Below are 15,160 nucleotides of genomic sequence, written 5' to 3'. Positions count from 1 at the left end.
CCATTGTAAGGATAATCTTCTTTTGTTCATTACGCTTCTCCTTTCTTTTTATAACAACTCTCACTTGAGAGGTTGCTTCAGAAAGCATCTGGCTTAATCAAAATTCATTCCCGATTTATCTGTAAGAAAAGCCCCCCTTATAAAAGAGCGCACCTTGATAAGCCATGGTCCAGCCATAACGTTTTTGCTTATCATCCTACCCTGATTATAACCGTAGCGTGTAAGGATAAAAAGTATATAAAATACAGATTATGGGTATACATTTTTAATCTATTTCCTCGTATGTAAGGATATGTCCTTATAGAACTTTCTTAAACAAAAAAGCTTCCCGTCAAACAGGAAGCAATAAACTGGTTTCTTCTCTATGTATACGCTTTAAAATCTCTTCATACCTCTATTGATTCTTAGAAGCTTAATGTTTAAATACTGTTAAAATCCGTATGTTCATAGGATGTGACAATATCCGTACTCTCTTGTCCAAATCTATCCGTAAAATCCTGTAAAGCTTTTTCCATAATACCTTCACTTCTACTCCCTAATTCCTGTTGAATCACATCTTTCATGGTTTTGTAGGTATGCCCACAATGGTATTCCCAATGCTTGATGACCTTCTTCCCTAATTTTATATACTTTTTATACATAAACTTTAACATGTTTTTCACATTCATGTGACCTTCCTTGAAAATAAGATCACAATAATCAGCACCATTAGGTTTGGTTTGTAAAACATCTACATGCAAGTCTTTATTAAACCCTTTAACCACACCTTTATCCACCTCCAAACAATAGAAACGACCATAGGGCATGAGATTATTTTCTTTCCATACATCATGGAATGGGCACTTAAATACATGGATCCTACTATCTGGCATCTTTTCCACTATCTTTTGATCAAAATCCCCTTTTTGCGCTACCCACTCTACATAAGTATAATAACTGTTCATGGTTAATGCATCACCATTCATTCTTGCTCTTTGAGCCATCCTTCCACCTCTTTGCATGGCATAGATTTTAGTAGCTTTTCTAATGATACGTTCACCTTCGTCATCACCTATTTCTTGCACAACAGCTCGATTAATCCATGCAATTAACAAGGCTTGATGTTTACAATTAAATTTACTCATCCTAATCCTCCTTCTAATGAATGACTTATTACCCTCTAATATCAAAAAGTCTTATGCGTATTATTGTTAATGACTATCATTATCAATAGTTATGTTCACCCTATCACCACTAAAGATGAACGATAGCCACCCTCTATACCTCATACCAACATTATATTAAGCGCCTATATCAATATGACTATTTTACGATATTCATTCTAATTAAGCTTTCAACCAAATCCAAGTATCCCTTATCATATTCAATAACACTCTTAGGTATCAATAAAGCTAATCCATGGACTAAGCTCCACATGGTTAATGTCTTTTGCATATATAGCCCTTGATCTAATTGAATTTCTTTAAAATAATTTTCTGCAGTATCCCTAAAGACTTTGAATGCAGGACTATTTTTATTGGAACTTATTGTCGCTTCATTAATTTTAATTTCAAGTCTAACAGGAAAAGTACTGTCGGATAAAAACATTAATTTTAAGTACTCTGGATTTTCCACCAAAAATTTTACATATTGTTTTCCCATTTCCACTATTTGCAACGCAGGTTCCTCTGGATATAAGTCAACTCCTTTTCGTAATGCTAAATAAAATTGATGCCATATTTCGCTAATAATGTCACGAATAAGCTCATCTTTATCTTTAAAATGCTTGTAGGGCGCATTATGACTAACCCCGCACATACTTGCTACTTTTCTTAAAGAAAAGCCTGCTATGCCCTCTTTATCTAATAATAATAACCCATTATGGATTAATTCCTGTTTTAAATCGCCATGGTGATACGTTGCTTTATCCACTGTCTATACGCTCCTATTTCATCTATTTCTATAAATTATATCATTAAATGTTGACAATGTAAACTTTGTGCTGTATAATTTTCCTATGTTTACACTGTCAACTTTGCTCGTTTTTATTACACTAACCATATTCCAGATTACAAAATGCTTTTTAAAACAATAATCATAAGATTGGAGAGAATTATATGAATATCGTGGTTTTAAATGGAAGTCCCAAAGGTGATATCAGTGTTACCATGCAATATATCCATTATATCCAAAAGAAATACAAACAGCACAGATTAACAATCATTAATATTGCTAAAAACATACATAAAATAGAAAAGGATAAAGCCTATTTTGAGAATATCATGGATGCCATAAAATCCAGTGATGGTGTATTATGGGCATTTCCTCTTTATGTTTTTACGGTTTCTTCAAGTTATCAGCGCTTCATTGAACTCATTTTTGAAAGAAATATGACGGCTGTCTTTAAAGAAAAATACACATCTTTACTGGCTACATCCATACATTTTTATGATCATACAGCTATCAATTATATGCATGCCATTTGCGATGACTTAGATATGCATTATGTGGATGATTTTTCACCACATATGTATGATTTAGAAAAAGAAGCTATAAGAAACAATCTATTATTATTTGCAAAAAACTTTTTCGATGCCATAGAAAACCAAGTCACAACACTGAAAGCCTTCAATCCAGTAAAACATGCACCAATTAACTATGTATCTGAAATTCAACAGGATAAACTAGATGCTTCCAACAAAAAAATAATAATTGTAACCGATTCTTTGGAAAACAGTAATCTAAAAAACATGATCCATGCATTTAAACTATCATTTGTCCAGTCTATTGAAGTGGTTAATCTTCAAGATTTAGATATAAAAGGAGGATGTTTGGGGTGTCTAAAATGTGGTTATGATTATACGTGCGTTTATCATGATAAGGATGATTATATACGTTTCTATAATAACACATTAAAAGCGGCTGATATCATCATCTTTGCTGGTACCATTCAACATCGATACTTATCCTATAGATGGAAAATGTTTTTGGATAGAGGCTTCTTCAATACACATACCCCCTCTCTATCCAATAAACAGTTTGGCTTTATCTTATCTGGTCCTTTAAACCAAGTACCTAATTTAAGACAAATTTTGGAGGCCTATGTTCAATGGCAAGGTTCCCATTTGGTTGGTTTTGTAACAGATGAATATGCTACCAATAGCGAACTGGATAATCACCTATATGCATTAGCCAATAATCTTATAAAATTATCCGATTGCAATTATCGTAGACCCACTACATTTCTTGGCATTGCTGGTATGAAATTATTTCGAGATGAAATATGGGGAGAATTAAGATTCCCATTTATCGCCGACCATAAAGCATATCGAACACATAACGTCTATGATTTTCCTCAAAAATATTATACATCAAGGATAAGGAATTTTGTATTGATGTTGATGTGTAAAATCCCTTTTATACGGAAAGAAATTTATTCCAATAAAATTAAACCCGGCATGATCGCATCCTTGGAGAAGATTGTTAATAATGATTCGGTTAGTTGACCTAAAAAGGGGATGACGGAAAATAATTTTCCGACATCCCCTTACTTTTAAAGCAAACACACTATCTCTTTCAATCAGCTTAGATTCCAGATTAAACTGCTGATCATAATTTGCTAAAATTCCTTCAATATTATCTAATAATACTTTTGCTGCTGATATTCTTTATGTTATTTTTTTTGAACACAATTATCTGGTTCATAAAACCACCTGCATTTTTTACAAGATATACATGGTTTATAATTAAGATCTGTTAAAGCATGATTAATGAAATTAGCATCTGCAAGAAAAGGTCTTCCAAATGCAATTAATTCAGCTTTTGTATGTTTTAAAAGATTTTCGGCTCTATTTAACGTCCTTATTTCATTTGAGAAAATCGTCGGTACTTTAATATGCTCTGATGTGCGTATTGACATTTTTACCACATCAAAATATTCTGCAAAAGCATTCAGTTCAATATGTTTAGGTTTTGGAATGCCATAGGAATAATGAATTGAGTCGATTTTCATTTCTTGAAGAAATTGAGACATCTTTATATTCTCAACTTCATCATTAGAAAGCCCTAATCGATATGTAAGCATTTTATCTCCTAAAAATGGTCTTACACTTTCAATAATTTCTTTCAAAAACGTATAGCTCATTTTTCCTAGACCAAATTGATCCTTCCTTTTATTCGTTTCAATAGCGTTCATCATATTCATAAAATAACCATGGGCACCATGTAATTCTATCCCATCCACATCCCATGTTAACAATAATTTTATACAATCAATATATTTATTTTTAAGCTCTAACAATTCCTCTTGAGAATAATTTGTGACATCCACAAAGCCGTCTTCATAATAGCTTGGACTATCATAGGATAATTGTATAACACATTTTGTACCATGTTTCTTGCAATTTTCATTTAACGCTTCTACAAACCAATGATAGGTATCTTCGAACTTCTCCATTGCTACACCTAATTTGGGCACAAAAATGGATTGACTCACCAGCATTCCAATAGGATTTTCTAATCTTTCTTGGTAGTACTGCATGATTTTATCTTTGTTACTTTGTTTATGATCAAGATGATACGTAACCATCGGCGCCATAACGATTCGATTTTTCAATACTTGTTTTCCAATTTTTACTGGTGAAAAGAGTTTCATGTCTTCACATGCTTGCAATGATTCCATTTTTGTACCACCTTTTCTTAATTTATGTTAATTGTATCAGGTTAGCTTACTATTAGCAATTAAGATAGTAGTCATAAAGGATATTTCTATCATCTAATAATTACATTAAACTGCTAGTAAAAAGCCCTATCTCATTGTCGAGACAGAGCATAATTATGATTTTGTCAATTCAGTGACCCTGTTATCAAATTAACGCTTCACTGAATTTATGTTACGTTTTGAATAAATCCTTATTAAAACTAATGATAAGATACTCATCATTGTACAGGTTGTTAGTCCGTGCTGAACAGAAATATCCGCTACCTTACCAATAATAATATTTCCAATTGATCCAATCAATCCGCCTATCATTGAATAGATAGAGAGTATGGTAGCCCTATCACTCCCCTTAATCATCTTATTTTTTACATCCAATTCAATGGGGCCAATAACAGATATACTTAGAGCAATCATCACAACACATATTACACTTAACACTGGGTTAGAGGTTAGTATTAACAATAAACCACTTACAGTTATGACACTAATAAGCATACTTATTGAAGACATGTTTCCAAACTTTTTACTTATAACATTTGCTTTAGCTGATAGCAAGCGCATACATTGGATGCCTGCTAGAATTAATCCAAAATATTTTGGGTCAATGCCACTCCTTACATACTGAGCTTGATTTAAAAAAACTGTTATCGCTTGCACTACCTCAACAACTAAGGCAATTGCCAAAACAAATATAATGATGGTTTTATCCTTAAAAGCCACCTTAATATTTGACAGAATGCTTATCTTTTCTTTTTTTTCTAATTTAACTTCAACTAAAAATAAGGTCACGATCACGGATATCCCATAAGGAAATATTGTAAACAGAGCGGTATTTTCTAGGGATACAGATACAATAAATGTTGATAAAACGGATGCTATTAGAAACCCCAAAGTTCCAAAAGCACTATATTTACCAAATACCTTTTGTGCTTGAGATTCATCTATTGATTCATATATGAGTGCTGTATCACATCCTGACATCCCAGATACAACGATGGACAGCATGACACGCTCAAGCAAAAATAATTCAAAAGAATGGGCTGAATAAAAAACAATCTTCGATACAAAAAATAATGTATTAACGACTACTAACGTCTTCTTATAGCCAAATCTATCTGAAATCCATCCCCAAGGCACTTCTAATACAATAACAAGTAGCCAAGCGATGGACTCAATCATAAAGATTTCAGACATAGAAAGACCCCTAGCTTGTCTAAATAGAGTCGCTACGGGACCATAAAAAACAAAACCTTGCAAAAAAACAATGATGTACATGAAGTACACATTTCTCGTACTATTCAATTTAGTTACCTCCGAATTTTTTAATCAACAAAAAATTGCTAATGTCATTTCTCTAGCATTTTAAATATAAATTATTAAATTCGTAGGAATCTAAATTGGACGATACATGTTGCAAGTCTCCTTATGCGTTTAGTTTTTTATATTGTATATCTAATTTCATCATTAGTCAATAAAATTTTTGTCACGATGACTGTGCTTTTCCTTAAGCATCTCTAATAGTATTCATCGAAAAAACGCTTAATTAAACACTACTACAAAAGAACGGAGCTGTACACTAGACACATACTCATATCCAGTGCAACAGTTCCACTTTATTTTACTCTCCGCAACCAGCGGCTACAAATTCAATCAACGCTTCAACAGCTTCAACTTCATCATTGCCCTCAGCTGTAATTTCTATAACAGAATCTTTATGCGCACCAAGTGCCATAATATTTAATATTGATTTAGCAAATCCAGAATTTCCTTTACAGGCAATCTTAATTTCCGATTTGTACTTATTGGCTATTTTCACAAATAGCGAAGCTGGTCTTGCATGTAAACCTTCTTCATTTATAATTTTCACTTCTTTTTTATACATAATTGCTCCTTATTCATTTAGCATGACTCATTATTCTGCATCTTCGTATAGGGCTTTTCCATTGGTTTCAATGACTTTTTTGTACCAATAAAAAGATTTCTTCTTATACCTTTCCAATGTACCTGAACCATCATCGTAACGATCAACAAAAATATAACCATATCGCTTCTTCAACTCGGCTGTGGAAGCACTTACCAGGTCAATGCACCCCCATGATGTATAGCCCATCACCTGAACACCATCATGAATGGCTTCATGAACCTGGACTAAATGCTGTTTTAGATAATCAATGCGATAGTCATCTATTACTGTTTTATTGCCTTGTGCATCAACAATAAGTTCATCACAAGCTCCAAGACCGTTTTCAACAATAAAAAGTGGTTTTTCATAGCGGTCATATAACTTATTCATGATTAACCTTAACCCTTTTGGGTCGATTTGCCATCCCCATTCAGAGGCATCCAAATAGGGGTTTTTAACACCGCCCATGATGTTGCCTTTACCATTTTTTTTGCTTTGGTCCAATGTATCGCATGTACTCATATAATAGCTGAAAGATATAAAATCAACGGTATTTTTAAGAATTTCTTCGTCACTTTCATCCCAATCAATCTGAATACCTTTTTCAGCAAACATCCGTTTGGCATATGCTGGATATTTTCCTCGTACGTGAACATCTGCAAATAACATATTCTCTCTTTCTGTTTCAAAAGCTTTAAAAGCATCATCTGGATGACATGTTAAAGGATACACCGGAATGGCAATAATCATACAGCCTATTTTGGCTTCGGGCATGATTTCATGTCCAATTTTTGTTGCAAGTGCGCTGGCCACTAACTCGTGGTGTATGGCTTGATAGAGCTCCTTTTCTTCCAGAGCTTCTTTCGGTGTCCATATACCGCCACTGATGTATGGTGCGTGAATAATGGAGTTGATTTCATTGAAGGTCAACCAGTACTTGACTTTGTCCTTGTATCTTGTGAAAATTGTTCTGACGTACCGTTCAAAAAAAACAATCATCTTACGATTGATCCATCCATCATATGCTTTAGCCAGATGTAAGGGTGTTTCATAATGAGAAATAGTCACTAAAGGTTCAATGCCATATTTGTGACATTCATCAAAGACACGATCATAAAATGCCAGTCCAGCTTCATTTGGCTCTAACTCATCACCTTTTGGAAAGATACGGGACCATGCAATGGAAAGACGAAACACTTTAAAACCCATTTCAGCAAAAAGCTTTATATCTTCTTTGTACCGATGATAAAAGTCAATGCCGATTAATTTCATGTTATCATCTGTTGGTTCATCTGTTAGTGGGGCTAAGATACCTTTAGGTAAAATATCCTGAATACTTAGTCCTTTACCATCTTCGTTATAAGCGCCTTCAAACTGGTTCGCTGCTGTGGCTCCTCCCCACAAAAAATTATCTGGAAACTGTTTTATCATACTATACTCCTTTACTCTGTCAGTTTAATGGCTTGATTGATGACATTTTCTGCTCTACCCATACCATAATCAATAGCATTGATTACATCCACGGGTTTTTCCGTTTGCTTTTTAACATGGTCTAGTTGATAGGCAATTTGTGGACCTAATAACACCACATCAAATTCTTTTTCCATTTTATCAAGCATATTCACTGGATGTGCCTCAATTCTCCAGTGTGCTCGGTCGGTTCCTTCTAAAAATTTAAGCATTTTTTTTACTAATATTCCTGTAGAGGCACCAGCTGCACATACTAATAATATATTCATCATAAACTCCTTTCAACTCTTGCATCCCGGCGCTTAGGTACTACATCCGTCGTTTCCATATAATACTTTAACGCCACCTTTTCAAATTCATGGATGAATGAAGCGTAAGCTTCATTTTCTATTTCATTGTTTAACTCGTAAGGATCCTTCTCAAGATCATAAAACTCATTTGTTTCATATAATCGGTAGACAAATTTATAGGATTTGTTTCGCACCATCAATGCTTTGGTATGACCAGGGATTTCATTCTGGACGACGGTTCTTGCCCAATATTCATTACTTTTAGTATGCCCTGAATCCGTACAATGCTCCTCACCTTCTATGCGACCACCTTCAGTAAAGACGAAATCTCTGTGTTCTTTTTTCCCTTTAAGGATGGGCAATAAGGATTGACCAAAGTGGGTATGATGGGCTTCAATATCTGCCATGTCATAAATAGTTGCCTGCAAGTCAATCAGTTCAACCAGTGCCTCTTCTCCAAGCTTTGATTCAACGTTAAAAGGCGGTTTAATGATGAGAGGCACATTGGTTAACACATCTTCAAATGTATTTTGAGATTTCTCCGCAATTTCAAAATCACCTGTATAGTCTCCATGATCACTAAACATCATGATCAAACTGTCATCATACATCCCCTTTTCTTTGAGTGCATGCATTAATTGACCAAATCCGTCATCCAGCTTCGTTCCCATGGCCAAATAAACCCGCTTGATTTCTTTTAATTCCTCATCTGACATATCATAGAGTTTCTGATTTGCCCGAATACCTCTTTCCATAGCTGGTTTCATATCAAGCTGTTCAGGTGTCAACCGAATGGGTTTAGGGATTTTATTCGGATCAATTTGATTGTAATACTTCTCATCCACTTGATACGGCGGATGTGGCAGTGCTAGTGCAAGATACAGCATCAGCGGTTCTTCTTCGTCATAATGACGAATAAACGTGATAGCATCTTGTATTTCGAGCATATCTGCATCTCTAAATCCAGAAATATCTTCAACACCATAATAGTGTGAATAGCGGAACCGCTCTGGTCCCTTCATCCGCTTTTCCCTTTCTTCTTTCATATGCTTCAACACTGTTTTTGTACGCTCACCTTTGTTATCCTCTGACATACCTCTATATGCATTGAACATCGCTTCATAACGGTTATTTCTTTCATGACAATACGCTCTTAAGTCCACATCTTCACGTAAAATATCATTTCTACCACCCCAGTATACATGATAACCATTATCCTTCATATTCTTCAGCAAGTTCGGTTCGTCACTCCCTGCCAGATGATGCATGGTACGGTAACCTTTTACATGGGGATAATAACCTGTCATAAAACTGATGCGACTTGGTACACAAACTGTATTTTGACAAAAAGCATGTTGGAAACCTAGGCCTTCCTCTGCTAATTGATTAAAATTGGGCGTCACTGCTGCTTCACACGAACCGTATCCTATTGAATCCATTCGATACTGATCGGCAACGAACATAATCACATGTGGTTTTTTCATATTATTTACACCTGCCTTTCCTTTTACATTATTTCTTTACAACGCTTATTAAGCAGCTTCCTTTTCCTGTTTTATTAATTGTATATCGTACATTTTAACGAATGGTATATAGATAAGAATCACAACAGCCGTAATGACAAACCAGGCAACAATAGCCTTCCAGTCTGTTGTTGATAAAAACACACCCAAGAACGGCGGTATAAATGTAGGTACTTGGAACGATGGCATACTTACAAGACCTACAGCAAATGTCATATATCCTAATGTTGTAGAAACCAATACGGCAATAATTCTAGCTATGGCAAGTGGGGGATTTAATACAATCGGTGCACCAAACCCAATTGGTTCCGTAATATTGAACAACATGGGTACAAAACCTATTTTTGCAACTGTTTTCAAATGGGTTGATTTAGCGACGATCAGCATTGCCAAAGCCATACCAATCAACGGCATAATATAAGCAGCGTAGAATCCTACTGTAAAGATATTGGTAGGTTCAAGACCTTGAGCGATCAATTCCATATTTTCTGTTGTATTCTTAAGCATAAACGGCATAGCAATGGGCATAACCACAGCCCCTCCGTGAATACCTAAACTCCATAAGAAATGCACTAAGAAGGCTATGAGTAAAATCCCAGCAAGAGAACCTGTAAATTGTACCAGCGGTTTGAAGATTGTAACGATTAAAGATGGAACTGTTAAATCAAATAATCCTAATATCATATTGATAACGATACCTACAACAATAATAATAAATGCTGGGATTAATGCTTCAAATGGTCGTGCTACCATATCAGGTACAGATTCTGGAAAACGTAATGTAATGTTTTTGTCTTTCAATACTTTTATTAAGAATACCGTTAATACGGATACAATCATGGCTGTAAACAATCCGAAAGAACCAAAATTTTCAATACGAATACCACCTTCAAAGGGTACGTAAGTAAAAATCATGAACAACGTACCAGCACTAATGAGATTACTTAACGCATCCTGCTTCAGTTTATTTGATAAAACTGTCGTAATACTAAATAATGTCCACAAGGATACAAGATCCATGGTGGCAAACTTAATGGCGCTAAGAGGTCCCCCAAATCCTGCAGCGATCTTGTGCCAACCCAATGCAATACCTGTAGCTTCTTCCATGGTTCCTGGAGGTGATGCTAACAAGGTAGCAAATCCACCAATAATCAACACAGATATTGTTGCCATAAAACCTCTTTGAATACTTTTAACAACCACGTTCTCAGAAAACTTTGCTAACATTGGCGCTACTTTTTTTAGCATGGTGTCAACAAACTTCTTAAACATTATTTCTCCTCCTTAGATTCATAGATTTCAATGAGTTCTTTAATCATATCAATGGCTAACATACCAGTCATCAAATGATCTTGAGCATGTACCATCAAAATGTTCATTTGAACAAGTTCACCTTTTGCTTCCATTGACAACAAACTGGTCTGAACTTTGTGAGCATCGAGAATTGACTGGTCTGCACATTTCATTTTTTCCTTAGCCAAATCAAAGTTCCCTTTTTTAGCTTCCATTAATGCTTCTTGTGCATTGCTTCTTGCCTGTCCTGAAGAAATAATCAACGACATAATCTGCTGTTCTTGTTTTGTATTGAATGCTTCTGCTCCCATAATCATACCTCCTGTTTATTCTATTTCTATCATAATGCCTAATTAACACATTGTCAAAATAGTTTTTTTGTGTATTTTTCACATTTTTAGATAGTATACTGATATTTCCAATAATGAAAATATGCATTTTATCACAGATAATTAATATCATGCATCTTATTATGTATATATCCACTACCACAACAATAAATTTCACACATCTTATATATTTTTCTCACTTTTATCTTTATCTGTGTTATTTTTATTTTTTTTTATTGATACACCAAGGGAATAATGTTATGATTAACTTAACTAAAATAATGTTTATGTCTGAGGTGATAGGATGAAAAAGGCAAAAGACAGCATATTAAACTATTTAGAAACCCATTCTAAGTTGACGGCAAATCAGCAATCAACCCCATTTACAACGAAAGAAATTGCTGACACACTTTTCCTTGAACGTAGTAACGTTTCCCGAGCACTCAATGCATTGCATAAAGAAAATTTAGTCCTTAAAGAGACAGGAAAACCTGTTATTTACCGTCTAAACCACAAAAACTATGTATCTACCGATCAATCTTTTCGTTCTCTCATTGGATATAATCAATTGCTCAAATCTAGGATTAAATCATTAAAAGCAGCGGTTAGCTATCCACCTTATCCCTTACCCATTTTTATCAGTGGAATGGAAGGTACTGGTAAAACTTTGGTTGCCAACTGTATATACTCGTATATGAAAGAAAAGAAGATCTTTGATGATGACAGCACTTTCCAAATCGTAAAGTGTGAAACAATAGAATCCAATAACCCACTAGATACGCTCTTTGATAATCTGCCTAAAGGATTGATTTTATTTGATCATGTTGATATGGCTCCAAATAGTTTCAACGCCCAGCTCATGAATAAAGTTAAACAATACTACGCCCACTCTTCTTATGCTGAGCGAAAAACGCACTTTGTGTTTATTTCAGAAGATAGCTCTATTCCTTTGTTTCAGCTTAACATCGGGATTTCTATTCGATTACCGAATATTCATCGCTATTCCCTTCATGAACGCTTTCAATTTGCCAAAAAATACTTTTTGATTGAAGCCAAAAACCTAAGAAAAGATGTGGCTATTGAAAGCAGTTTACTTGCTCTATTTCTATTATATCTTCCTCCCCAAAATATGACGCAATTGGCAAATGATATACGCACCAGCTGTGTCAATGCCTATTCTGGAAACGAAGATGATTCTCTTATGATTAATGCCACCCATTTACCAACAGACGTATTGAAAGGTTTTTTTGATTATTCAAAGATGAAAGAGCATCTGGATGACATCATTCGTCCAAAAATGCTGTATACTTTTAATGCTAACAAACAGGCTATGATCATTCATCAAAACAATTCATACAAGGACCTTGTCACTTATGCGCCTCATATGATTCATTCACAACTTAGGGTTAAATCCGTTAAGACAAGTATCCAAGTTATCATGAATCAGCTGCTTGAATCTACTAGCCAAATCTTAACCAGTCAACAGTTAAAAAGAAAAATTGGTGAACGCTTATACCGTATGGTTACAGAATTCTTCGACGCTTGTCAGGATCACTTTCAACAGTTGTATAACCAAAAAAATATTTTTGCCTTATCCATGATAGTGGATAGCAAAATACGACAAGACAGCCCTATAAAAGAACTGAATAATGACCAGTTCAATTATGTTCTCTCTCACTATCCGGATGCATTTAAGATGACAACGGTATTTGCCAAACAATTGGAAAAAATATTTGATATGACCTTTACCCTAAAGGAACTGGCTCTTTTATGCCTTACCATCTCATCCCAACATCCCACGCCCAACGACATACCTCATCCAGGGCTTTTAATCGTCATGCATGGCTCTAGCAGCGCTAAAAGCATTGCAGACGTGGTCAATCAACTTTTAAACATTGATATCGCTTACGCTTATGATATGCCGTTAAATGAATCCGTTTCAAATGCATACGAACATATATCCGACATAGTTCAGCAAATTGATCAGGGCCTGGGCGTCCTCATACTGTCTGATATGGGGTCTTTATCTTTCTTTGGCAGCATACTCTCAAAAGAGTTAGATATTAAAACCCGTACTTTGGAAATGGTATCCACACCAATTGCTCTGGAATCAGCTCAACGTATCCTTAAAGAAAATGATATCGACATTATTTATCATGATCTCATTCATTATAATTTCAAGAACTCTTCTTTCCAAACAAGCCTCTATAAACTTAACAAACCTAAGAAGAAGAAAGTGATCATCACCCTCTGTTTAACAGGAGAAGGAAGCGCCATTAAACTAAAGAATATGATTGAAGACAGTGCGACAATCGACTCTACACATATCGATATCATTCCTTTATCCATTCTTAATCATAAAGATGCATTACAGCATATAAACAAAATAGCTAAGAAGAAAGAAATTCTTGCTATCGTTGGAACCATCAATCCGAACATACACAATATACCTTTTATCTCTATTGATAAAATGCTTATGAACAATAATTATTCGGAGTTAAAACATATCATTGAAAATAATTTAAAAACCATACCTGATACAGACACCGCAACTGACGAAGAAATCTTAATCAATGTCAAAGATTATCTTGCAAAAGAGATGTCCTCTTACCCGTATACTAAAATCCATGACAAAATCATCGCTTTCATTTCTTTTTGTGGAAATCGGTTTGAAAGAGATTATTCCATTGATAAGCAAATCGGGCTTATCGTCCATATGGCCAGCTCAATTGAACATATCATACGCAACACCCATGAGAACACCATTACTAACATGTCATTATACAGCAAAGCATATAAAAAAGAACTATTCCTCATCAAGAATAGTTTATATGACATTGAAAAAACATTACACATTCAATTTCCAGAATCCGAAGTTATATATCTTCTCATCCTATTGTTAGAACTAAAGGGAGATTGATTGTAAACATTAACATTAAAAATTATATGTTACACATTAAGTACAAAAATTATTTATATTTCTGTTTCATTTTTCTACATTTTTTTAATATTTTTTATGTTATAATATTTTCCTAAAATAAGTTAGCGAAAAACAAACTTTAGGAGGAACAATTTATGAAAAAAAATATTTTATCTATACTTTTAATTGTTAGTTTAATCACTTTTGGTACAAGTACATATGCAAATAGTCATTATACTAAAACCATTGAGTTTGATCTTAGTGGATCCAGTGATCATTTTGTTTTTTACTTTACTCCCCAAGACATACAAGGTAATGATGATTTAATTTTAAGCTTTAACATCTTTGATAGTTCTACAGATGTTAGCCTCATTTATGTTCTAGTAGATATTACAGATCCAAATAATTTGAAATACATTAGTACTGGTTCTGGTATTAAAAGTTCAAAAACTATTGTAGAGTACGATGCATTTAAAGATTATCAACCTTCTGATAATGCAGTATTTCAACTTGGAGTAGCTAACAATGGCAACGATGCTCAAGGGAAGGTTACTATTCAAGTATATTAATTAATACATATCGCTAACTTCCAAAAGCTACCTATTAACGATTGTAGGTAGCTTTCTAAATGATTAATTACATGGCTCTTGAAAAATAAACAAGCTACCCTTTTGGATAGCTTGTTGGTTATTGATAACATAGCGCTAATACCTGTTCCATAAATAAGCGTTAC

The 15,160-nt window shown here is 34.4% G+C and carries 13 protein-coding genes; 3 read left to right on the top strand and 10 right to left on the bottom strand.

All coding sequences use genetic code 11. The annotated features are described in order from the left end of the window. Window positions 1–419: 419 nt before the first annotated feature. Together HZI73_RS07250 and HZI73_RS07245 are read right to left on the bottom strand one after the other, a co-directional pair. A complete protein-coding gene (locus HZI73_RS07250; protein ID WP_212697585.1) occupies window positions 420–1,124 on the bottom strand; it encodes an L-2-amino-thiazoline-4-carboxylic acid hydrolase in 705 nt (234 codons plus the stop codon). A 178-nt stretch (window positions 1,125–1,302) separates the two neighbouring features. Continuing rightward, a complete protein-coding gene (locus tag HZI73_RS07245; protein WP_212697584.1) occupies window positions 1,303–1,911 on the bottom strand; it encodes a TetR/AcrR family transcriptional regulator in 609 nt (202 codons plus the stop codon). Window positions 1,912–2,096: 185 nt separating this feature from the next. Between HZI73_RS07245 and HZI73_RS07240 the strand changes: the two genes are divergently transcribed. Beyond that, complete coding sequence (locus HZI73_RS07240; protein ID WP_212697583.1) at window positions 2,097–3,485, top strand: NAD(P)H-dependent oxidoreductase; 1,389 nt, start codon at window positions 2,097–2,099, stop codon at window positions 3,483–3,485. Between the two features lie 167 nt (window positions 3,486–3,652). On the opposite strand, the gene HZI73_RS07235 is transcribed toward HZI73_RS07240, so the two are convergent. The 8 genes from HZI73_RS07235 to HZI73_RS07200 form a co-directional block, all read right to left on the bottom strand. Next, window positions 3,653–4,660: an oxidoreductase gene (locus tag HZI73_RS07235; RefSeq protein ID WP_212697582.1), complete on the bottom strand. Its 1,008-nt coding sequence runs from the start codon at window positions 4,658–4,660 to the stop codon at window positions 3,653–3,655. 189 nt (window positions 4,661–4,849) lie between these two features. Continuing rightward, window positions 4,850–5,974, bottom strand: coding sequence for an MFS transporter (locus HZI73_RS07230; RefSeq protein WP_246552524.1), 1,125 nt, complete (start codon window positions 5,972–5,974; stop codon window positions 4,850–4,852). A gap of 343 nt (window positions 5,975–6,317) precedes the next feature. Continuing rightward, window positions 6,318–6,581: an HPr family phosphocarrier protein gene (locus tag HZI73_RS07225; protein ID WP_212697580.1), complete on the bottom strand. Its 264-nt coding sequence runs from the start codon at window positions 6,579–6,581 to the stop codon at window positions 6,318–6,320. Window positions 6,582–6,611: 30 nt separating this feature from the next. Next, window positions 6,612–8,033: a glycoside hydrolase family 1 protein gene (locus HZI73_RS07220; RefSeq protein ID WP_212697579.1), complete on the bottom strand. Its 1,422-nt coding sequence runs from the start codon at window positions 8,031–8,033 to the stop codon at window positions 6,612–6,614. 11 nt (window positions 8,034–8,044) lie between these two features. Next, on the bottom strand, window positions 8,045–8,344 hold the full coding sequence (locus HZI73_RS07215) for a PTS sugar transporter subunit IIB (RefSeq protein WP_246552382.1): 300 nt from the start codon (window positions 8,342–8,344) through the stop codon (window positions 8,045–8,047). Next, entirely contained in the window at window positions 8,341–9,846 is a 1,506-nt protein-coding gene (locus HZI73_RS07210; RefSeq protein WP_212697578.1) for a sulfatase-like hydrolase/transferase, read from the bottom strand. Before HZI73_RS07210 ends, HZI73_RS07215 begins: the two co-directional genes overlap by 4 nt. A gap of 48 nt (window positions 9,847–9,894) precedes the next feature. Then, complete coding sequence (locus tag HZI73_RS07205) at window positions 9,895–11,157, bottom strand: PTS sugar transporter subunit IIC (RefSeq protein WP_212697577.1); 1,263 nt, start codon at window positions 11,155–11,157, stop codon at window positions 9,895–9,897. Next, on the bottom strand, window positions 11,157–11,489 hold the full coding sequence (locus HZI73_RS07200) for a PTS lactose/cellobiose transporter subunit IIA (protein ID WP_212697576.1): 333 nt from the start codon (window positions 11,487–11,489) through the stop codon (window positions 11,157–11,159). The genes HZI73_RS07205 and HZI73_RS07200 overlap by 1 nt, the downstream gene beginning before the upstream one ends. A 322-nt stretch (window positions 11,490–11,811) precedes the next feature. On the opposite strand from HZI73_RS07200, the gene HZI73_RS07195 reads away from it, so the two are divergent. Further along, complete coding sequence (locus HZI73_RS07195) at window positions 11,812–14,427, top strand: PRD domain-containing protein (protein WP_212697575.1); 2,616 nt, start codon at window positions 11,812–11,814, stop codon at window positions 14,425–14,427. A gap of 155 nt (window positions 14,428–14,582) precedes the next feature. Continuing rightward, window positions 14,583–14,996, top strand: a complete 414-nt coding sequence (locus tag HZI73_RS07190) for a hypothetical protein (RefSeq protein ID WP_212697574.1) — start codon at window positions 14,583–14,585, stop codon at window positions 14,994–14,996. Window positions 14,997–15,160: the final 164 nt, after the last annotated feature.

Origin of the sequence: Vallitalea pronyensis, from assembly GCF_018141445.1 — a bacterium.
Taxonomy (GTDB): domain Bacteria; phylum Bacillota; class Clostridia; order Lachnospirales; family Vallitaleaceae; genus Vallitalea; species Vallitalea pronyensis.
Note: the sequence above shows the minus strand (reverse complement) of the source record. Positions and strands in the feature narration are given on the sequence as shown.

Excerpts from the sequence above, each read along its gene's own strand:
- HZI73_RS07225 (WP_212697580.1), bottom strand. The coding sequence starts at position 6,581 with ATGTATAAAAAAGAAGTGAAAATTATAAATGAAGAAGGTTTACATGCA.
- HZI73_RS07200 (WP_212697576.1), bottom strand. The coding sequence starts at position 11,489 with ATGGGAGCAGAAGCATTCAATACAAAACAAGAACAGCAGATTATGTCG.
- HZI73_RS07205 (WP_212697577.1), bottom strand. The coding sequence starts at position 11,157 with ATGTTTAAGAAGTTTGTTGACACCATGCTAAAAAAAGTAGCGCCAATG.
- HZI73_RS07215 (WP_246552382.1), bottom strand. The coding sequence starts at position 8,344 with ATGATGAATATATTATTAGTATGTGCAGCTGGTGCCTCTACAGGAATA.
- HZI73_RS07220 (WP_212697579.1), bottom strand. The coding sequence starts at position 8,033 with ATGATAAAACAGTTTCCAGATAATTTTTTGTGGGGAGGAGCCACAGCA.
- HZI73_RS07230 (WP_246552524.1), bottom strand. The coding sequence starts at position 5,974 with ATGTACATCATTGTTTTTTTGCAAGGTTTTGTTTTTTATGGTCCCGTA.
- HZI73_RS07235 (WP_212697582.1), bottom strand. The coding sequence starts at position 4,660 with ATGGAATCATTGCAAGCATGTGAAGACATGAAACTCTTTTCACCAGTA.
- HZI73_RS07190 (WP_212697574.1), top strand. The coding sequence starts at position 14,583 with ATGAAAAAAAATATTTTATCTATACTTTTAATTGTTAGTTTAATCACT.
- HZI73_RS07210 (WP_212697578.1), bottom strand. The coding sequence starts at position 9,846 with ATGAAAAAACCACATGTGATTATGTTCGTTGCCGATCAGTATCGAATG.
- HZI73_RS07250 (WP_212697585.1), bottom strand. The coding sequence starts at position 1,124 with ATGAGTAAATTTAATTGTAAACATCAAGCCTTGTTAATTGCATGGATT.
- HZI73_RS07240 (WP_212697583.1), top strand. The coding sequence starts at position 2,097 with ATGAATATCGTGGTTTTAAATGGAAGTCCCAAAGGTGATATCAGTGTT.
- HZI73_RS07195 (WP_212697575.1), top strand. The coding sequence starts at position 11,812 with ATGAAAAAGGCAAAAGACAGCATATTAAACTATTTAGAAACCCATTCT.